Below are 19,255 nucleotides of genomic sequence, written 5' to 3' on the forward strand. Positions count from 1 at the left end.
CGTAGATGTGGAAGAACGGCAACACGGCGAGGAGTTTGTCGTCGGCGCCGATGCCCATCCGCGGGTTGATCTGACAGACGTTGGCGACCAGGTTGCGGTGGGTGAGCATCACCCCCTTGGGGCGGCCGGTGGTCCCCGAGGAGTACGGCAGCACGGCGAGGTGGGTGGCCGGGTCGAACGACACCTCCGGGGCGGGGTGGGCCTCGGTGAGCAGATCCCGCAGCGAGGGGTGGCCGTCGGCGCCGTCGAGGACGATCACATGCTCGGTAGGGATTCCGACCGTGGCGGCGGCGGCCCGGGCCTGCGGCAGCAGTGGGGAGACGGTGAACAGGAACTTCGCGTGCGAGTCGGTGAGCTGTTTGGCGATGTCCTCGGCGGTGTAGAGGGCGTTGATGGTGGTGGCGACGCCGCCGGCGCGCAGGATGCCGTGGAACACCGCGGCGAACGCGGGCACGTTCGGTGAGTGCAGGGCCACCACCTCACCGACCGCGAGGCCGCGGGCCGCCAGGGCCCCGGCGACCCCGTCGATCTGCGTCACCAGGGCCTGGTAGGTGGTGACCGCACCCGAGGCGCCGTCGACCAGTGCGGGCCGCTCCGCATCCGCCGGGTCGAGCTGACCGAACAGGAACTCGTAGACACTGAGGTTCGGGATCTCGACGTCCGGAAACGGGCTCTTGAAGCTCACGTGGGTCACTCCCTCGAAGTGTTGCAGCAGCAGTTGTGACACCAGTCACAGGTTCGCCGCAACTCTACCCGCGCGCAATTCCCGTCCGCGGGAGGTCAACCCACACTCAGGGCTGCGAGTCCTCGATGAGATGTTCGAACGGTTTCAGGTTCGCCAGCGACTCGCCGCGCGAGACGCGCCATTCCCACTCCCGCTTGATGGAACCGGCGAATCCGAGTTCGAGAAGGGTGTTGAAGTCGCCGTCGGCCGCCTCGAGCACCTGCCCGAGAATGCGGTCCAGTTCGTCCGCGGTCACCGCGTGCTCGGCGATCTGACCGACCAGGTAGATGTCGCCGATCTTGTCGATGGTGTACGCCACCGAATACAGCCGGCGGTTGCGCCGCAGCAGGTACTTGTAGACACCTTCGAAGTCCTCGTCGGGCTTGCGGCAGACGAATGCCTCGACGCGCAGGCCGTGCTTGCCGACGGTCAGGAGTGTGGTGGTCTTGAGCTTGCGTTCGCCGGGCAACTCGACGACGAAGTGCGTCGAGTCCTTCTTCGTGAAGTCCAATTCCCGTTCGGTCAGGGCGGACTCGATCACGTCGGTCAGATCGCTCATGCGCGCACTCCCCCGGCCCGGCGCAACTTCCACAGTCCGCGTCCGCGACGCGGGGAGAACTCGCTCGGACCGTGTCCGTAGTTGTAGTTGACGGTCGCCATCCGATAACTCTCGAGGAGTCCGTCGGCGGTGTGTTCCCAGGAGAAATTCTCGGCGTGCCGCGGAGCCTCGGCGGCCAGCGCGGCGAGGCGGGCAGGCTCGGAGACCAGCGACTGCAACGCCGTCGCCCAGTCCTCGGTGCAGTGCCCGTCCACGAGGAGTCCGGTCTCGCCGTTGCGGACCGCGACGCCGAGTCCGCCCACGTTCGCGGCGATCACCGGTGTTCCGCAGGCCTGCGCCTCGATGGCGACCAGACCGAACGATTCCGAATAGCTCGGCACCGCAACGAGATCCGAGGCCCGATACACGTCGGCGAGCCGATCGGGCGCCTGCGGCGGGAGGAACGTGACCCGCGCGGCGATGCCGAGCGAGGACGCGAGTTCGATCAACGCGTCCGGCCGGGCCAGTCCGGATCCGGACGGACCCCCGACCACGAGCACCCGCAGCGTCGACTCGGGATCCCGGGCGATCAGTTCGGCGGCGGCCCGGAGCAGGACGTCGGGAGCCTTGAGCGGCTGGATGCGCCCGACGAACGTCACGACGGTCTCGCGGGGGTCGAGCCCCAGCTTCGCCCGGGCGGCGTCCCGGTCGCCCGGGCGGTACCGCGTCAGGTCGGCGCCCGGCGCCACCACGTCGATCCGGTTCGGGTCGGCGCCGTAGTGGCGGACCAGCTGATCGGATTCGTCGGTGGTGTTGGCCACGAGCCGGTCGGATTCGGCCACCACCTGCTGTTCGCCGATCTGACGGGCGGCCGGTTCGGGGGTGTCTCCCTCGGCCAGCGACAGATTCTTGACCGCGGCGAGCGTGTGCGCGGTGTGCACGAGCGGCACACCCCACCGGTCGCGGGCGAGCCAGCCGACCTGCCCCGACAGCCAGTAGTGCGAGTGCACCAGGTTGTAGTAGCCCGGTTCGTGCCGGGCCTCCTCGCGGAGCACCCCGGCCACGAACGCGCAGAGCTGCGTGGGCAGATCCTGCTTGTCGAGCCCCTCGAACGGGCCGGCCACGACGTTGCGGACGAGGACGCCCGGCGCCGCTTCCTGGACCGGGGCGTCGGCGGACGACGTGGCCCGAGTGAAGATCTCCACCTCCACGCCACGACGGGCCATCTGGATGGCGGACTGCAGCACGTAGACGTTCATGCCGCCCGCGTCTCCGGTACCGGGCTGCGCCAGGGGTGAGGTGTGGACCGAGAGGACGGCCACCCTGCGGGGGCGCGAGTTGTGCAAGGGCGTCACCACTCCATAGTGCTCCCCCACCGATCGGCTCCTTTAACCGAGGTTGTCGACGAACGCGCCGACCTCTTTCACGAACCGGTCGGGATCCTCGACGAACGGTCCGTGGTCGCAGCCTTCCCAGAACGATGCTCGCGCCTGCGGGATCAGGTCTGCGGCGTGCCTACCAGCCGAGACGTCGACAACGGAGTCCTCGGTGCCGTGCAGGACGAGCGCCGGGACGTCGAGCGACCGGAGCAGGTCGTCGTGGCTCGCGGAGCGGTTGAACAGGGCGGCCCGCACGTGCGGCGGGGTCGCGAGGCTGGCGCCGAACAGCGCCTGCGACTGCGCGCCCTTGCCTTCCGGCGGTCCGGTGAGCGCGTTGCCGAACGCGCCCAGCGCGCCGATCGCCTCGCGCGGCTCCTCGGACATCGCGCCGGGGATCGCGGCGCGCATCGCCGCACCGACCTTGCCGCCGGCCTCCCCACGACCGATGCTGGTGATGGCTCCGACGAGGACCACGCCGTCGACGGCGGACGTACCGTGGGACGCCAGGTAGTCGCAGATCACGAGGCCGCCGTAGGACCAGCCGAGGAGCACCGCACCGGAGGTGACGCCTTCGGCCGTGAGCACCGCGTCGACGTCGCCGGCCCAGATCGCGGAGTCGTCGTAGCCGGCGGCGGGGGCTCCCGAGTAGCCGTGTCCGCGCAGGTCGACGGCGATGACGCGGCAGCGGGCGGCGAGTTCGTCGAGCACGGCAGGGCCCCAGCACTTCGACGACTGCGCCCAACCGTGCAGGAGAACCAGGGCCCGCGCGTCGGGATCACCGGTCACCGAGTAGACGAGGGGCGTTCCGTCGACGCCGACTGCTTCACGAATAGCCATGGGGTCACCATAGAGGCCAGCAGCGCGGCGACCGCCGCCACCGCGTACCCGGCGGTGGTGCCGAATTCGTCGATCATCCGGCCCGCGAGTGCCGATCCCACGGCGACGCCGACGCCGAGTCCGGTGACGATCCAGGTGATGCCCTCGGTGAGCGCGGCCGCGGGCACGATCTGCTCGACCAGACCGGTGGTGACGATCATGATCGGCGCCACCGTCATCCCCGCCACCGTGTAGGCGACGGCGAGCGCGGGGATACTGCCTGCCAGCAGCAGCGGCACCATCAGCACCACCACCGCGAGGACCGCGACCATCAGTTGTTTCCGAAGCGACGCCGACACCCGGACCGCGCCGAACACGAGGCCCGCCGCAGCAGACCCGGCCGCGAACAGGGCCAGCACCACGGTGGCGGAGGCGGGTGCATCGTGGCTCCGGGTGAAGGCGATGGCACCGACGTCGATGACGCCGAAGATCGTGCCCATCGACACCATCACCGCCACCAGGATCCACAGCGCGGGCGTCCGGACGACAGACGGGCGGCCGTCGTCCGACGACGAGTACACGGGCGGCTCGGTGCCACGCTGCGCGACGAGCGCGAGGGTGCCGACCACCAGCAGCACGAGTCCCGCGAGCGGCCCCGCCTCGGGGAACACCGCGACGGAGAGCCCGACGGAGACCACCGGTCCCGCGATGAAGCACAGTTCGTCCACCACCGCCTCGAACGCGAACGCCGTCCGCAGCAGCGGCGTCCCGCGGTACAACTCGGTCCAGCGGGCGCGCACCATCGCGCCGATCGTGGGCATGCAGCCGGCCGGGACCGCCCACACGAACAGCACCCAGTCGGGGGTCCCGAACCGGACGCACAGCAGCATCGCGGCGAGGGACGTCGCGCTGATCCCCGACGCGACGGGCAGGACGCGGGACTGCCCGTAGCGGTCGACCGCCCGGGACACGACCGGCGTGATGAATGCGTAGGTCAACGCGAACACCGCGGCCAGGGCGCCGGCGAGCGCGTAGTCGCCGCGCAGTTCGGACAGCATGGTGACGATGCCGATGCCGACCATGGCGATCGGTACGCGCGCGACGAATCCTGCTGCCGAGAACGCTGCGGAGCCGGGGGCGGCGAAGATCTGACGATAGGTACCGAGCACGCGTCGAGCCTCACAGATCGTGGCCGCGACTTCCAGCACGTGCAAGTATTGCGCTCATGAGTGTCCTGGTGTGTTTCCACGCCCATCCCGACGACGAAGTGTTCACCACCGGCGGCGTGATGCGTCAGGCCGCCGACGCCGGTCACCGCGTCGTCGTGGTCACCGCGACGGACGGGGCGCTCGGCGAGGCGCCCGAGGGGCTCCTGATCGACGGCGAGTCGCTCGCCGAGCATCGTCGCCGCGAACTCGAGGAGTCGACGTCGCTGCTCGGCGCCCAGCGTGTGGTGTTGCTGCACTACGCGGATTCCGGGATGGCGGGTACGCCGGAGAACGAGAACCCGGCGGCGTTCTGCAACGTCGACGTCGAGGAGGCCGCCGCCCGGCTGGCCGCGATCCTCGTCGAGGAATCCGCCGACGTGGTCACCATCTACGACCCCAACGGGGGCTACGGGCACCCCGATCACGTCCAGGTGCATCACGTGGGCCTCCGGGCCGCCGAACTGGCCGGGGTGCCGCACGTCTACGAGGCCGCCGTCAGCCGCGACCACATCCGGCGACTGATGGCCGCGAATCCGGAGTGGTCCGAGAACGCCCAGCCACCGGACCTCGACACGTTCGGGCTGCCGGACTCCGAGATCACCACGGTCGTGGACGTCACCTCGGCGATGGGCGCCAAACGCGCCGCGATGCACGCGCACGCCACCCAGATCGGGGACTTCGGCCCGTTCCTGCAGATGCCCGAGGAGCAGTTGCAGGCGGCGTTCGGTCAGGAATGGTTCCGCCGTCGCGGGGCGCCTGCGGGGCTCGCGGAGTCGTCGCTACCGCTCTGACCGGAACTGCCTCCGTGGGCTCGGGTCCGCGCCTAGCATCCACGGGTATGGATCCCGCTGATCTCGCTGCGACCATGCCGTTCGCCCCTACCGCGACGGCACGTCTGCACCCCCAGCCGGGGAGCTGACCCCGTGTCGAGACTGCTGCGCGCGTACCGCTCCACGGGCGCGGATCTGCCGTTCGGCAACGTCCTCGCCGCGCACGACGTCGCGATGGAAGGCTATTTCTGGCGGTTCACCCAGCCTGCGACGGGACACGTCGTCATCGCGCTCGCCGGAATCAACCGGGCCGCGGACGGCCACTGGGCGACGCTCGGTCTGGCCGGTCACCCCACCCGGTTCCTGCGGACCACCGCGCATCCGGAGGGTTACGCCAACCCGGCCGGACTCGGCGCGTTCGCCGGCGACGCGTTCCGCGGGTCCGTCGACCGCGTCCGGGTGGATCTCGGACCGGACGCCCGGCTCGACGTCCGGATCGCCGGCCAGGTCCCGTGGCCGCGGCGCAGGCTCGGCGGGTCGAGCGTGTTCCAGACCGTGCCCGCGCTGAACCAGTACTGGCATCCGTGGTTGCTCGGCGGACAGGCCGAGGGAACCGCGGTGCTCGGCGACACCGAGATCGACCTCGACGGCGCCCAGGTCTACGCCGAGAAGAACTGGGGCAAGGGCGGATTCCCCGACTCCTGGTGGTGGGGCCAGGCCCAGGGGTTCGCCGACCGGCAGGCGTGCGTCGCGTTCGCGGGCGGCGAGGTCACCGCGGGCGGGCTGCGCACCGAGGTCACGGCCGTCGTCGTCGCGCTGCCCGACGGCACGGTGTTCCGCCTCGGCAACCCGGTCACCTCCCCCGTCCGGGCGCACGTGACGGACGAGCGGTGGTCGCTGCACGGCCGCGGCCGCACGTGGAGCGTCGAGATCGAGGGCGGCTCCCCGCTGGGCTCGGCCCACGTACTGCCGGTTCCGCTCCCCGCCGAGCGTCGCAACATTCCCGGCGCCCTCGAGCACCTCGCCGGTTCGATGAGTGTCACGGTCCGCCGCCGCGGTGAACTCGTCTGGGCGGACGAATCACCGCTCGCCGCGTTGGAGCACGGCGGGATCGAGCGGGCGCGCGCGGAACTGCGCAGACGGGGTGCGCCGCCGGACGCGACGTCGGCGCCGCCCCTCAGCTGATCACCTCGAGTTCGGGTGGCTGCAACGCCTCGACGATCTCGTCGGTCTCCGCGTGCAGAACCCCGATCCGTCCGGCCTCCTCCAGGTGACGCGCGTCGACGCCGGAGATCGCATCGGCGGCGACGAGTACCTTGTAGTCCCGTTCGCCGGCGTCGACGATCGTGGCGCGCGGACAGTTGGGGTAGTTGCAGCCCGCGATCACCACGGTATCGACCCGCCACCGACGCAGGTGCTCGTCGAGCCCGGTGCGGTAGAACGCACTCCACCGCGGCTTGAACAGGACGTGCTCGGTGGGCGAGACGGCCTGGAGGTCACCGGCGAGGAGCGATCCGGGGTCGAGGGCCGGCACACCCAACTCGGGCGCCACCTGCGATCCGGCGGTCCCCGGCCTGGCCAGGTCGAGCCCGGCGGCGATCACGCGGCGCCGGCACAGGTCCACGTCGTCGCCCTCGTACAACCGGACGACGTGCACGATCGGGGCCGAGGACTCCCGGTAGGCGTCCACGAGACGCGCGATCGCGGGCAGCACCGCCGACGTGCCCGGGATCGGGGCCGTCCCGCCGTCCACGAAGTCCACCTGCATGTCGACGACGAGCAGCGCGGACCGGCCGAGATCGGGAGCGAGGAACGGATCCGAGTTCTGCCGCCAGTGCGTCACTCAGCAAATCTAACGCTCACGCGGACCCTGTAGCGGGAATCACAGGGACCGGACCACGGGCATGACACGCGGGTTTGGGACCATGGAACGGGTGGGGTAGTTCGAGAAGGGTCCCGACCGATGACTGTGAGCGATGAGAACTGGCCGATGATCGGCGCGACAGGGGCGCGCTTCGGATCGGCCGGCCGGCGCCGGAGCGGCAGGAAAGACGAGTCGCCGACGGCCGAGCCGAGCCCGTCGCAGTCGGTCGAGTGGGTGGAGCCCGGGCGCGCCGAGGCCGTTCCCGAGCAGGTAGAGGCCGTGTCCGAACCCGCCGGTCGAGCGCCCGAGATTGCAGAGTCTTCCGAGTGGGCGGAATCCGAGGAGACGGTCTCCATCGTCCGGCCGTTCATTCTCACGGGCGGCCGTACCGAATCCGGGGTCGATCTGCCGTTGGAGGCGGTCATCGTCGCCCGCGCCGACGGGGACGCCGTCGTGGACGCGATGCCGGCGCCTGACGAACCGCGCCGCGTGTTCGCGCTGTGCTCCGAACCGCGGTCGGTAGCCGAGATCGCGTCGCTCGCGTCGATCCCGCTCGGGGTCGCGCGGGTGCTCGTCGGCGACCTCGCGGCGGCCGGGGCGGTCACCGTGAACGAGACGGCCGGATCCACCGGCCCGGATCGGAAGCTGATGGAACGCGTCCTCGACGGGCTGCGCAAACTCTGAAAGACCCGGCCGCCGCGACAGATGCACACGAATTCGTCGGCCGCACAGGCAATTGCCTGTGCGGCTGACGAATTGCTGTGAACCTACGGCGAAGTGCGGCGCATCGCTCCGACCGGGTCGGAGTAGATGGTGCTCAGCGACACCACCGTCGACGCGTACTCCTGCACCCGGTTGCCGAATCCGGAGATGCGAATGTCCCTGCGCTCCAGCGACGATGCCTGCGCGAATGCCTCCGCGACGTGCGGGATACCGGCCGGGTACTCCGTGAACGCCTGACCGCCGAGGATCACGCGGTCCGGGTTGAACAGGTCCCGCAGCATGGCGACCGTCTTCCCGAGTACCTGGGCGCGTTCCACCAGAATCTCGTGCGCGGGAGCGGAACCCGAGGACGCCGCCTTGTAGAGCGCGCTCATCGTCGGACGCTGGTTCGACTCGGGGAGGATGCCGGCGTCGAGCGCGGCGGAGATGACCGCGCGATCGCTGATCGTCGCCTCGAGGCATCCGCGTGAACCGCACGAGCACTGCGCCGACGAACCGGTGGGCAGGTGCGCAATGGAACCGGGACCGCTCGAGGGAGTGTGGACGCGGCCGTCGATGGTGATCGCGATTCCGGCCGTCTCCCGGGCGTAGAAGTACAGGCCCGTTTCGCCTTGCGCGACACCGTCTTCGCTGTCCGGGCTCAGCAGCAGCTCGGACGCGGCCATCGCCTCGACGTGCGCCGCGACGGAGACGGGCAACCCGAGCCCGGTCGCGATGATGGCGCCGACCTGAGCGGACTTCCACCCCAGGCGGGGGTGGTCGACGACACCGGTCTGCGCATCGACGCGCCCGCCGAGCGCGACACCCGCCCACAGCGGGCGGCGCCGGTGCCAGCGGGACGCGAAAGCCCTTGCGCTGCGGGCGATGCCGGTCAGCGCGTCGGCGGATGCCCCCTGCGGGGTGGGCACCTCGACCGCGCCGAGGACCTTCCCGCGGAGGTCGCTCGCGATGATGCTGGTCACGACCGCGCCGATGTGGATGCCCACGGTCAGGTACGGCTCGTGGTTGACCTCGAACGGAACCCGCGGGCGGCCGATCGCGCCGGACGGCGTGAGATCGCCGCGCTCACGCAGCAACCCGAGGTCGAGGAGCGCCGACACCTGACGGTTGACGGTGGCGATGCTCAGTCCGGTCGCCTTCGCGGCGACGTCCCGGGACAGCGGCCCGCGCGACCGGGCCACCCGCAGAACACCGGCGGCGGGACCGTCGCTGATCCGCAGTTCGGGGGGAACGATGTGGAGACGGGGTCGGGACACGGGCCGCTGGAAGCGAGGCGCGGATCCGGTCCGGGTGGGGCTGGAAAGGGTGGGGGTAGACACGTGGCAGTCCTTGCATGCGGAGGCGGTGCGCACCTTCGTCCGAACGCTGCATCGGCCCCGGGTGTAGATGGGGGGCGACCGAGGACGATCGATCAGGAGAAGATTGCGCGATTTACGCGAATTAGCTGCAGATGCTGAGACAGCGACAACACAGTTCCCGCGCCAAGGGCAGCCGCGAACCCAGCGCGGAGGTCACGTAGGTGACCCGCGGAGCGGTCGACTGGCCTGAGGACATGTCACGAAACTAGCAGCTTCGGTCGGTTTCACCAATCCGAAGGCGCGACTGCGTGTACCGGAGTGCCATCCCTCTTCCCCAGTTCCCGCTGCTGCGGGGAGGCGGGACCGGCAGCAGCGGGAGACCGACGCCACTCTTGACGGGCGACCGTGTTCCACGACACAATACGCCGGGATACCAACCGAACGTACGGTTATAGGAGCGAAATGTATCGATGCGATCGTCACAGGTCGGCAGACCGGGCCCGGAGTTGTCGATGAAGACCACGAGGGCGGCACTCGCCCTCGGAGTGGGACTCACCGTGCTGCTGACGGCCTGCACCGCCGCCGGAACGCAGGACTCCACCGCAGCCGGAATCACCGTCAAACGGGACGGCTACGGAATCCCACACGTGTACGCCGACACCACGCGCGCGCTGTACTCCGGCTACGGCTACTCCGTCGCCGAGGATCGCCTGTTCCAGATGGAGATGGCCAAGCGGTCGTCGATCGGCACGGCCGCCGAGGTGCTCGGACCCGACTACGTCGAGATCGACAAGACGGCACGCAACAGCATCGATCCACAGTCGATCAAGGATCAACTCGCCCGACTGCCGCAGGACGAACGCGACATCTTCGACGGCTACGCCGAGGGGTTCAACAAGCGGATCGACGAGGTCGGCGCAGACCCGGAACACCTGATGCCGAAGCAGTTCCTGGACGGCGATTTCCGGCCGGAGCACTGGACCGGGTACGACGTGGCGATGGTCTGGGTGCAGACGATGGCCAACAGGTTCTCCCAGTCGAGCAGTGAACTCGCGAATCTCCAGGTCCTGAAGAGCCTGCAGGCGAAGAACGGCGACGAGAGGGGCCGGCAACTCTTCGACCAGCTGATCTGGGCCGAGGAAGACCCCGCCGCCCCGACCACCGTCCCCCGCGACCAGTCGACTTCACCCGACGACGAACCGCACGCGATGTCCCAGGAAGCCGGGCTCTCCGATGTGACGCAGGCGCTCCCCGACGCGAATCTGACCCGCATGAAAAACGCGGGCGGGGGCGAATGGCCGCACATGAAACCCGAGGCCAGCAACCTGTGGATGGTCGGCGCCGACAAGACCACCGACGGCACATCCGTCCTCATGAACGGACCGCAATTCGGCTGGTTCAACCCGTCCTATGTGTACGGCGTGGGTTTGCACGGAGCCGGTCTCGACGTCGCGGGCAACACACCCTATGCCGTCCCGACCGTTCTGTTCGGCACCAACAAGACGATCTCGTGGGGTGCGACCGCCGGTCCGCTCGACGTCAACGACGTCTATCAGGAAGTCCTCGACCCCTCGAACGAGCACGCCTACCGATTCGACGGCGAGTACCGCCCGATGGAGGTCCGGAACGAGACGATCAAGGTCCGGGGCGGGGCAGACGTCGCGTATCCGGTCTACTCGACGGTGCACGGCCGGGTCACCAGCTTCGACACCCCGAATGCAAGCGCGTACTCGCTGAAGGAGAGCTGGGCGGGGTACGAGATCCAGTCGCTGGTCGCCTGGATCGACATCATGAAGGCCACGACCTGGGACGAGTTTCTCGAGCAGGCGAAGAAGGTCGCCATCACCATCAACTGGTACTACGCCGACAACAAGGGAAACATCGGCTACGTCTCCCCCGGCCGACTGCCCGTCCGCCCGGCCGGCCAGGACCTTCGGCTTCCCGCGATCGGTGACGGCAGCATGGAGTGGGAGGGCATCCGGCCGTTCGAGGACAACCCGCAGTCGTACAATCCCGAGCAGGGCTACCTGGCCAATTGGAACAACCAGTCCGCGGCAGGTGCGCTCGCCGACGGCTACAACTGGTCCCCCGTCGACCGCGTGCGGGCCATCACCACCCGCCTCGAGGCCAAGGACAAGCTCACGCCCGGAGAGATCTGGGACATCAACCGGCAGACGTCGTTCGCGGACCTCAACGTCGACTATCTGCTGCCGTACCTGGAGCAGGCCACCGGGCAACTGCCGGGCAGCGACCCTCTCGCCGCAGGCGTGAACCTGCTCCGCGACTGGGACGGGCAGGCCACCGACGACAACGCGGACGGCGTGTACGACGGACCGGAACCGGTGATCATGCGCACGTGGCTGCCGATCCTGTTCGATGCGGTGATCCGGGACGATCTTCCGGAAGACGTGTACGCGTCGTACGCGGCGAAGGTGTACCCCGCCGCGGGCACCGCACGTCCCGCCGAGGCGACGAAACTCGTCTACAACGCCCTGCGCGGCGACGAGGCCGGCGTTCCGCAGACCACCGACTTCTTCAACGGAGCGGACCGCATGTCCGTCCTGCGTACGACGTTCGGCCAGGCGATGGACCGGCTGCGCGCCGAGCAGGGCCCCGACCCCGCCGGCTGGAAGTTGCCGGTCGGCGCGAACCGGTTCGACTACAAGAACTACCTCGGCGTTCCCCAGGCCGGTGCCGACGAGGTGCTGTCGCTGTCGCCGTACATGAACCGCGGAACCCAGAACGACCGCATCGTGCTCGGCGACGGCATCGCCGACCTCTGCACCGTCGGGCCGCCCGGCCAGAGCGGTTTCATCGCACCGGACGGGACGCGGTCACGGCATTACAGCGACCAGATGGACATGTACCGGAACTTTCAGTGCAAGACCGACCCGCTGACCGAACAGTCGGTTGATGCGAACACGACCGGCGAGGTGACGTCGAACTAGCGGGTTCGGCAGTTCGGTAGGCATTCCTCATCCCCTGCCGGGGCGGCACTTCCGCTGCCCCGGCACCCTCGAAGGACATCGACATGACCTCCACGCAGATCTCCGTGACACCGCAGGCGCCCGTCCGGCCGCTGAAGGTGGCCGGCGCCAGCCTCATCGGGACCGCCATCGAGTGGTACGACTACTTCATCTACGGCATGGCCGCCGCGATCGTGTTCGGCCCGCTGTTCTTCCCGTCCTTCTCCTCGATCGCGGGCACGCTGGCCGCGTTCGCGACGTTCTCCGTCGGCTTCGTCGCGCGGCCGATCGGCGGCGTCGTGATGGGCCACTTCGGTGACCGCATCGGACGCAAGTCCATGCTCGTCCTGTCGCTGATGCTGATGGGCGGCGCGACCGTCAGCATCGGACTACTGCCCACCTACGCCACCATCGGCGTCTGGGCGCCGATCCTGCTGGTCACCCTGCGTTTCGTTCAGGGAATCGGCGTCGGCGGAGAGTGGGGCGGCGCCGTGCTGATGGCGGTGGAGCACGCACCCGCCAACCGGAAGGGCTTCTACGGGAGCTTCCCGCAGATGGGTGTGCCCGGCGGTCTGATCCTGGCGAATCTCGTGTTCCTCGGGGTGTCGACGAGCCTCACCGAGGAAGCGTTCCTGGCCTGGGGCTGGCGGATTCCGTTCCTGGCCAGCGCGGTGATGGTGCTGATGGGGCTCGTCATCCGATTCACCATCACCGAGAGCCCCGACTTCGAGAAGGTCAAGGACACGCACCGCGATCAGCGACTGCCGATCGTCACCGTCCTGCGGGAGAACCTCCGCGAGGTGATGCTGTCCGCGGGCGCGTTCATCGGCATCAACACCGTCGGATACATCTTCATGGCGTACCTGCTGTCCTATTCGACGAAGGTCCTGGGCATGAGCAAGACGCTCGTACTCGTCTTCACGCTGGTCGCCTCGTTCGTGTGGCTGATCGTCATCCCCGTCGCGTCGATGCTGTCGGACCGGTACGGCAGGCGGCGACTGCTCGTCACCGGCTCGGTCGGGCTGACGGTCTGGGCGGCGGCACTGTTCCCGCTGATCGATCTCGGGAACCCCGCGGTGATGATGATCGCCCTTCTCGGCACGGCCGTGTTCATGGGCATCGTCTACGGGCCGATCGCCGCACTGTTCACCGAATTGTTCAGCGCCGAGGTCCGGTACAGCGGTGCGTCGCTCGGCTATCAGATCGGTTCGGTTCTCGGCGGTGGTCTCGCCCCCACGGTGGCCGCCGCGCTGTACGCGAGTTGGGGTTCGTCGGCACCGATCTCCCTGTACCTCACCGCCGTCACGCTGCTCAGCCTGCTCTGCGTCGTCGCGATCACCCGGAAGGTCCGCGCCGCCGCGTAGCGCCGGCACGACGCATCCACCCGTCTCCGCCGCACCGCCCGCCGGTGCGGCGGAGACGTCGTCGCGCACCCACCCGTTGCGATCAGGGTGACGCAAATCCTTCCGGCGACACACGCCCCGATGGTTCGGTTACAGGACTCCACACCGTCTCCGGTATCCGAAAGGCCCACCATGTCCATCGATTTCGCACCCGAGCACGTGACCGACGCCGAGGGTTCCCCGAACGCGGCGAGCGTCGTCAAGCTCGGTGCCCACATCGGCGCCCGGATCGACGGCGTCCGGCTCGGCGGCCAGCTCGATCCCGCCACCGTGTCGCTCATCCGTCAGGCCCTGCTCGAGCACAAGGTGATCTTCTTCCGCGGCCAGGAACATCTCACCGACGACTCGCAGTACGAGTTCGCGGAGCTTCTCGGCTCCCCCACCACGGCGCACCCGACCGTCACCTCGCGCGGCACCAAGGTGCTGCCCATCGACTCCGACTACGGCAAGGCCAACAGCTGGCACACCGACGTCACGTTCGTCGACCGCATCCCGAAGGCGTCGATCCTGCGCGCCGTGGAACTTCCCACGTACGGCGGAACCACCACCTGGGCGTCGGGTGTCGCCGCCTACAACGCGCTGCCCGAGCCGCTGAAGGTCCTCGCCGACAACCTGTGGGCGACGCACACCAACGTCTACGACTACGCGGCGACCAGCGCCGAGCGCGCGCAGAACGAGAAGACTCAGGAGCATCGCGCCGAGTTCCAGTCCACCTACTTCGAGACGGAACACCCGGTGGTGCGGGTCCATCCCGAGACCGGCGAGCGCACACTGCTGCTCGGCCACTTCGTCAAGAAGCTGGTCGGCCTGGGCGGCACGCAGTCGCAGGCGCTCTTCAAGGTTCTGCAGGATCACGCCATCTCGCTCGAGTTCACCACGCGGTGGAACTGGCAGTCGGGTGATGTCGCGATCTGGGACAACCGTGCCACTCAGCATTACGCCGTCGCCGACTACGACGACCAGTACCGGCGGCTCCACCGCATCACCCTGGCCGGCGACATCCCCGTCGACGTCCGGGGCGAGCGCAGCCGCAGCGTCGCAGGCGACGCGAGTGACTACTCCGTCATCGACGAGCCCTAACATGTCGGCATGACCTTTTCACCTGACACCCGCATCGCCGTCGTCACCGGAGCGAGCTCCGGAATCGGCGAAGCCACCGCCCGCACCCTGGCCGAGCAGGGATTTCATGTGGTGATCGGGGCTCGGCGGCTGGATCGTCTGGAGAAGATCGCCGAAGACATCGGCGGTACCGCGCTCGAACTCGACGTCACGGACCAGGATTCCGTGGACGCGTTCGCCGCGGTACTGCCGAGGGTCGACGTGCTCGTGAACAACGCGGGCGGCGCCAAGGGACTGGCCACCGTCGCCGAGGCCGACCTCGACGACTGGCGCTGGATGTGGGAGACCAATGTCCTGGGCACCCTTCGGATCACCAAGGCGCTGCTGCCGAAGTTGATCGAATCGGGCGACGGTCTGGTCGTCACCGTCACGTCCGTGGCCGCGCTCGAGGCGTACGACAACGGCGCCGGGTACACGACGGCCAAGCACGCGGAGGGCGTCCTGCACCGCACGCTGCGCGGGGAACTGCTCGGCAAGCCCGTCCGTCTCACCGAGATCGCCCCCGGCGCAGTGGAAACCGAGTTCTCCCTGGTGCGCTTCGAAGGCGACCAGGATCGCGCCGACAAGGTCTACCAGGGCATCACGCCCCTGGTGGCCGCAGACGTCGCGGACGTCATCGGGTTCGTCGCCTCCCGGCCGTCCCACGTGAACATCGACCAGATCGTCGTCAAGCCACGAGATCAGGCTTCGTCCGGGCGTTTTCACCGTACGACGTAGGCAACTTCGCGGCGATCCTCCTGTCCTGGTGTTCGAGGAACAGGACCACCGCCCACAGTCCCGCGACGATCAACGCCAAACCCAGCAACATCCATCCCATCCCACAGCCCCCTGCCGATCAACGACTTTCGACCGAAACGGACTGTCGGGGTCGTCCGTCGACCCCTCGACAGCGGACGACTCCCCACAGTTGTGTCACCCGAGAACGCGGCGTCGTTGACGCGTCCTCATTCAGGTAGACGCACCGGATCCGCTTTCGGTTCCACCGAATGTGGAGAAAGTTCGCCGACCCGTAGGTGAGCGGCAAAGTGTGCGCGAGCACGCTTTGCCGCTCACCTATGCGAGGGCCGAGAGGGACTGCCAGTCGGGCCAGCTGACGGCCCAGTCGTAGATGTCGCCGTCGGCGGCCGACAGGTCGATGGACGTCCCGGTCACCTCGACGGGGTCGCCGTACAGCGCGGTGCCGAAGTACTCCTGGGCGTCCCCGAGGGACAGGTTGATGCAGCCGTTGGTGACGTTCGACGAACCCTGGACGCCGATGGTCTCCGGGTTGGCGTGGATGAACTCGCCGTTGTTGGAGATGCGGACCGCCCACCGTTCGCGGACGTTCTCGTAGAACGGCGGGTTGGACATGAGGAAGTCCTCGTGCTTCTCGGTCACCATGTGGATGCCGCTGCGGGTGACGTTGCGCGCCTCGTTGCCCTCGCCGTAGCTGACGGGGATGTCCATGATGGTTTCACCGCCGCGCACCACCTGCATGCGGTGGCTGGGGGCGTTCGCGATCACGATCTGACTGCGCCCGACGGTGAAGTTCAGCGACAGGTCCTGCTCGCCGTAGGCTCCCCCGCCGAAGTCCACGCCGTACAGCTTCGCGTCCAGGGCGACGGTGGTGCCGGGCGCCCAGTAGTTCTGGGGACGCCAGTGCGCGCGCGACCCGTTGTCGTCGGGCAGCCACGCCCAGGATCCGGGGGTGGGCGGGGTGGTCGTGACGGTCATCGCCTTCTCGACCGCCGCCTTGTCCTCGACGGACTCGTGGAACTGCACGATGATCGGGGCGGCGATCCCGACTTCCTGGCCGTCGCCGATGTTGAGGGTGGCGCCGATCGTCTCGTCGGGTTCGAGCGTGGTGAAGCTGCCGTCGACGGTGACGGACTTGCCGTCCGTGCCGAGTGCCGTGCCCTTCCACGTGTAGGTGGCGCCGTAGCCCAGCGCTTCCCCGACAGTGAACCTGGTCCGGTCGGGTGACAGCACACCCTGCACGGCGCGCCCGTCGGCGTTGACGAGGGAGATGTCGGTGAACGTGCCCTGCGACGCGGTCGCGGAGATCGGCGCCACCGGGCTGACGTCCTCGGTGCCCGACGCCGGATTCTGGGTGACCTCGACCGCCGGTTCGGGGGGCGCGGTGGCGGTTCCCGACTCGGAGACCGTGCATCCGGTCAGCAAAAGGAGAAACGCGATCAGCGCCGTCGCGATCAGCGCGACGCGCGACCGACTTGTCCGAGAACCCAGTTCATGCACAGCTAACAGGTTACCTGCGCTACGGACCTGTCTCAGATCGCGCAGCCGACCGTCACGGGTTCGGGTTCGAGCCGGACACCGAACGCCGACTGGACGCCGTCCCGCACGTCACGGGCCAGTGCCAGCAGGTCTTCGGTCTTCGCGGCGCCCCGGTTGGTCAACGCGAGCGTGTGCTTGGTCGACAGCCGCGCGACGGCGCTGTCGCCGGGGTACCCCTTCGAGAAGCCGGACCGCTCGATCAGCCAACCGGCAGACAACTTCGTTCCGCCGTCCGCCGGGTACTGCGGAACGGGGACGTCGCCGAGCCGGGTCTCGATCGCGGCGAGGACGCCCGCCAACTCCCGGTCGGAGACGACGGGGTTGGTGAAGAACGAGCCCGCGCTCCAGGTGTCGTGGTCGTCGGGGTCCAGCACCATTCCCTTGCCCCGGCGGAGATCCAGCACGGCGTCCCGGACCTGCGCCGACGGCAACCGGCCACCCTCGGAACCGTCGAGCGCCGAGGCGAGTTCGCGGTAGCGCAGCGGCTCGGACAGTCCGTCGGGATGCACGGTCAGTTCGACCGCCAGCACGAGTGCCGCGTCGGAGTGCTTGAGGACGCTCGTGCGATACCCGAGGCCGAGCGCGTCGGGTTCGACCCAGCGCGCCTTACCGGTGCGCCGGTCGAGAAGGTGCACCCGCCGCAGCATCGACCCGATCTCGACGCCGTACGCACCGACGTTCTGCACCGGAGTGGCCCCGGTCGACCCGGGGATCCCCGACAGGCATTCGAGCCCACCCAGTTCGGCGGCGACGGTCTGCGCGACCACCTGATCCCACTCGGCGCCCGCCTCCGCAGTGACGAATCCCTCTTCCAGTCCGACAGTGGTGTTGCACACACGCACCACCACACCGTCGAATCCGTCGTCCCCGACGACGAGATTGGAACCGCCGGCGAGGACGAGCGTCGGGATGTGCGCGGCGTCGAGAAGACGCACCACGTCGACGAGGACCTGCGTCGTCGGGCACTCCGCCACGATCCGCGCCGGCCCGCCGACCCGCAGCGTGGTCATCCCCGACAGTTCGAGGTTTTCCGACACGAACGCGCCCGACTCGACGAGTTGACTGACAATGCTCACATCCCACACAACCGCAAACGGTAGCGTGGCCGATCGTGAGCCGCCGCATCGAGCATTCGTCGTCCTATGCGTTTCCCGTCACCCAGGTCCATGCGGGCCTGATCACCGAGCAGTACTGGCGCGACCGTCTGGACAGGGTCGGAGGACCGGGGGCCACCCTGGACCAGGTCACGACCGGGCCGAGCACCATCTCCGTGGCCATGTCGCAGTCGATTCCCGCCGAGCACCTGCCCAGCATCGTCTCGAAGGTCCGTCCGGGTGACCTCGTGATCAAGCGCACGGAGACGTGGGGCACGCTCGACGGCGATCACGCCGAGGGCACGTTCACGGCCGAGGTGGTGGGTGCGCCCGCGACGATCTCCGGAACCCAGACGCTGAAGGCCGACGGTTCCCGGGCGAACGTGCAGGTCGAAGGCAAGGCCGAGGTCCGGATCCCGCTGATCGGCGGCAAGATCGAGAACGCGATCGCGGACGAGGTCCTCCGCCTGATCGTGAAGGAGCAGGAGTTCACCGAGCAGTGGCTCGGGGGCTGACCTGGGGCGGGTGTCCATTGTGTCAGGTCCCAGCCGGTAACCTAGGCGATCATGGCTCGCCGCATCGACTACTCAGCCCGTTACAAGCACACCCCCAAAGAGGTGTACAACGCGTTCACCAGCCGTGACTACTGGGATGCGCGCATCGAGGAGATGCGGAAGTACTCCGAGAACCACATCGAGCACTTCGACGTGAACGACGACGGAATCGACATCGTCCTGCACCACATCCTGCCGCGGTCGGAACTCCCCGAGGTCGCGCAGACGGTGATGAAGAAGGACATGGTCATCACGCGCAAGGAGTCGTACACGCCCTTCGGTGAGCCGACCACGGGCACGTACGAGGCGTCGATCCCGGCGGGTCCCGGCAGTCTCACGGGCACCATGAAGCTGTTCGCCACCGAGACGGGATGCACGTTCCGCACCTCGTCCGAGGCGAAGGTGTACCTGCCGTTCATCGGCGGGAAGCTCGAGCAGCTGATGCTCGTCAATCTGATCGATCTGTTCCGCGCCGAGGCGGAGATCACCGAAACGTGGTTGTCGCAGCACTAGCACCCACCGCAC

General features: G+C 68.6%; 18 protein-coding genes. 9 read left to right on the forward strand and 9 right to left on the reverse strand.

Annotated features, from left to right (window positions below; translation table 11 throughout):
- The 5 genes from CA951_RS23995 to CA951_RS24015 form a co-directional block, all read right to left on the reverse strand.
- Nucleotides 1–685: AMP-binding protein (locus tag CA951_RS23995; protein ID WP_143543093.1), on the reverse strand; the 685-nt coding region annotated here is incomplete at its 3' end.
- 106 nt (nt 686–791) lie between these two features.
- Complete coding sequence (locus tag CA951_RS24000) at nt 792–1,283, reverse strand: YbjN domain-containing protein (RefSeq protein ID WP_087559216.1); 492 nt, start codon at nt 1,281–1,283, stop codon at nt 792–794.
- Nucleotides 1,280–2,638 (reverse strand): D-inositol-3-phosphate glycosyltransferase, encoded by a 1,359-nt coding sequence (gene mshA / locus CA951_RS24005; protein ID WP_179220295.1) that lies wholly within the window; start codon nt 2,636–2,638, stop codon nt 1,280–1,282. Before mshA ends, CA951_RS24000 begins: the two co-directional genes overlap by 4 nt.
- Before the next feature lie 12 nt (nt 2,639–2,650).
- Nucleotides 2,651–3,478: an alpha/beta fold hydrolase gene (locus CA951_RS24010; protein ID WP_087559217.1), complete on the reverse strand. Its 828-nt coding sequence runs from the start codon at nt 3,476–3,478 to the stop codon at nt 2,651–2,653.
- Complete coding sequence (locus tag CA951_RS24015; RefSeq protein ID WP_087559389.1) at nt 3,424–4,626, reverse strand: MFS transporter; 1,203 nt, start codon at nt 4,624–4,626, stop codon at nt 3,424–3,426. The genes CA951_RS24010 and CA951_RS24015 overlap by 55 nt, the downstream gene beginning before the upstream one ends.
- 56 nt (nt 4,627–4,682) lie before the next feature.
- Here CA951_RS24015 and CA951_RS24020 point away from each other — a divergent pair, with 56 nt between their 5' ends.
- Both CA951_RS24020 and CA951_RS24025 read left to right on the forward strand, forming a co-directional pair.
- Entirely contained in the window at nt 4,683–5,456 is a 774-nt protein-coding gene (locus CA951_RS24020; protein WP_087559218.1) for a PIG-L family deacetylase, read from the forward strand.
- A gap of 132 nt (nt 5,457–5,588) precedes the next feature.
- On the forward strand, nt 5,589–6,620 hold the full coding sequence (locus tag CA951_RS24025; protein ID WP_087559219.1) for a tocopherol cyclase family protein: 1,032 nt from the start codon (nt 5,589–5,591) through the stop codon (nt 6,618–6,620).
- Here the strand turns inward: CA951_RS24025 and CA951_RS24030 are convergent.
- Nucleotides 6,613–7,278: a cysteine hydrolase family protein gene (locus CA951_RS24030; RefSeq protein WP_087559220.1), complete on the reverse strand. Its 666-nt coding sequence runs from the start codon at nt 7,276–7,278 to the stop codon at nt 6,613–6,615. The two genes, CA951_RS24025 and CA951_RS24030, sit on opposite strands and share 8 nt — an antisense overlap.
- A 120-nt stretch (nt 7,279–7,398) precedes the next feature.
- Here CA951_RS24030 and CA951_RS24035 point away from each other — a divergent pair, with 120 nt between their 5' ends.
- Nucleotides 7,399–7,983: a DUF742 domain-containing protein gene (locus tag CA951_RS24035; protein WP_087559221.1), complete on the forward strand. Its 585-nt coding sequence runs from the start codon at nt 7,399–7,401 to the stop codon at nt 7,981–7,983.
- A gap of 83 nt (nt 7,984–8,066) precedes the next feature.
- On the opposite strand, the gene CA951_RS24040 is transcribed toward CA951_RS24035, so the two are convergent.
- A complete protein-coding gene (locus CA951_RS24040; RefSeq protein WP_087559390.1) occupies nt 8,067–9,341 on the reverse strand; it encodes an ROK family transcriptional regulator in 1,275 nt (424 codons plus the stop codon).
- Nucleotides 9,342–9,832: 491 nt separating this feature from the next.
- Here CA951_RS24040 and CA951_RS24045 point away from each other — a divergent pair, with 491 nt between their 5' ends.
- The 4 genes from CA951_RS24045 to CA951_RS24060 all read left to right on the forward strand — a co-directional run bounded on the left by CA951_RS24045 (nt 9,833) and on the right by CA951_RS24060 (nt 15,525).
- The gene (locus CA951_RS24045; protein ID WP_087559222.1) at nt 9,833–12,268 is read left to right on the forward strand and encodes a penicillin acylase family protein; all 2,436 of its coding nucleotides are present in this window, start codon (nt 9,833–9,835) and stop codon (nt 12,266–12,268) included.
- 83 nt (nt 12,269–12,351) lie between these two features.
- Nucleotides 12,352–13,650, forward strand: coding sequence for an MFS transporter (locus CA951_RS24050; RefSeq protein ID WP_087559223.1), 1,299 nt, complete (start codon nt 12,352–12,354; stop codon nt 13,648–13,650).
- Nucleotides 13,651–13,821: 171 nt separating this feature from the next.
- On the forward strand, nt 13,822–14,769 hold the full coding sequence (locus tag CA951_RS24055; protein WP_087559224.1) for a TauD/TfdA family dioxygenase: 948 nt from the start codon (nt 13,822–13,824) through the stop codon (nt 14,767–14,769).
- Nucleotides 14,770–14,778: 9 nt separating this feature from the next.
- Nucleotides 14,779–15,525 carry an SDR family NAD(P)-dependent oxidoreductase gene (locus CA951_RS24060; protein WP_087559225.1) on the forward strand — a complete coding sequence of 249 codons (747 nt, stop codon included), beginning with the start codon at nt 14,779–14,781 and terminating at the stop codon, nt 15,523–15,525.
- 336 nt (nt 15,526–15,861) lie between these two features.
- Here the strand turns inward: CA951_RS24060 and CA951_RS24065 are convergent, their stop codons facing one another.
- Together CA951_RS24065 and CA951_RS24070 are read right to left on the reverse strand one after the other, a co-directional pair.
- Complete coding sequence (locus CA951_RS24065) at nt 15,862–17,043, reverse strand: Ig-like domain-containing protein (RefSeq protein WP_087559226.1); 1,182 nt, start codon at nt 17,041–17,043, stop codon at nt 15,862–15,864.
- 32 nt (nt 17,044–17,075) lie between these two features.
- Complete coding sequence (locus CA951_RS24070; protein WP_087559227.1) at nt 17,076–18,167, reverse strand: UDP-N-acetylmuramate dehydrogenase; 1,092 nt, start codon at nt 18,165–18,167, stop codon at nt 17,076–17,078.
- A 26-nt stretch (nt 18,168–18,193) separates the two neighbouring features.
- Here CA951_RS24070 and CA951_RS24075 point away from each other — a divergent pair, with 26 nt between their 5' ends.
- Both CA951_RS24075 and CA951_RS24080 read left to right on the forward strand, forming a co-directional pair.
- A complete protein-coding gene (locus CA951_RS24075; protein WP_087559228.1) occupies nt 18,194–18,691 on the forward strand; it encodes a DUF2505 domain-containing protein in 498 nt (165 codons plus the stop codon).
- A gap of 51 nt (nt 18,692–18,742) precedes the next feature.
- Nucleotides 18,743–19,243 carry a DUF2505 domain-containing protein gene (locus CA951_RS24080; RefSeq protein WP_087559229.1) on the forward strand — a complete coding sequence of 167 codons (501 nt, stop codon included), beginning with the start codon at nt 18,743–18,745 and terminating at the stop codon, nt 19,241–19,243.
- The last annotated feature ends 12 nt before the right edge of the window (nt 19,244–19,255 follow it).

The organism is Rhodococcus sp. NCIMB 12038, assembly GCF_002165735.1.
In the GTDB taxonomy this organism is placed as follows: Bacteria; Actinomycetota; Actinomycetes; order Mycobacteriales; family Mycobacteriaceae; genus Rhodococcus_F.

What these genes read in the sequence shown, in the direction of transcription:
- CA951_RS24055 (WP_087559224.1), top strand. Translation starts at nt 13,822, where the DNA reads ATGTCCATCGATTTCGCACCCGAGCACGTGACCGACGCCGAGGGTTCC.
- CA951_RS24000 (WP_087559216.1), bottom strand. Translation starts at nt 1,283, where the DNA reads ATGAGCGATCTGACCGACGTGATCGAGTCCGCCCTGACCGAACGGGAA.
- CA951_RS24020 (WP_087559218.1), top strand. Translation starts at nt 4,683, where the DNA reads ATGAGTGTCCTGGTGTGTTTCCACGCCCATCCCGACGACGAAGTGTTC.
- CA951_RS24050 (WP_087559223.1), top strand. Translation starts at nt 12,352, where the DNA reads ATGACCTCCACGCAGATCTCCGTGACACCGCAGGCGCCCGTCCGGCCG.
- CA951_RS24080 (WP_087559229.1), top strand. Translation starts at nt 18,743, where the DNA reads ATGGCTCGCCGCATCGACTACTCAGCCCGTTACAAGCACACCCCCAAA.
- CA951_RS24010 (WP_087559217.1), bottom strand. Translation starts at nt 3,478, where the DNA reads ATGGCTATTCGTGAAGCAGTCGGCGTCGACGGAACGCCCCTCGTCTAC.
- CA951_RS24060 (WP_087559225.1), top strand. Translation starts at nt 14,779, where the DNA reads ATGACCTTTTCACCTGACACCCGCATCGCCGTCGTCACCGGAGCGAGC.
- CA951_RS24045 (WP_087559222.1), top strand. Translation starts at nt 9,833, where the DNA reads ATGAAGACCACGAGGGCGGCACTCGCCCTCGGAGTGGGACTCACCGTG.
- CA951_RS24035 (WP_087559221.1), top strand. Translation starts at nt 7,399, where the DNA reads ATGACTGTGAGCGATGAGAACTGGCCGATGATCGGCGCGACAGGGGCG.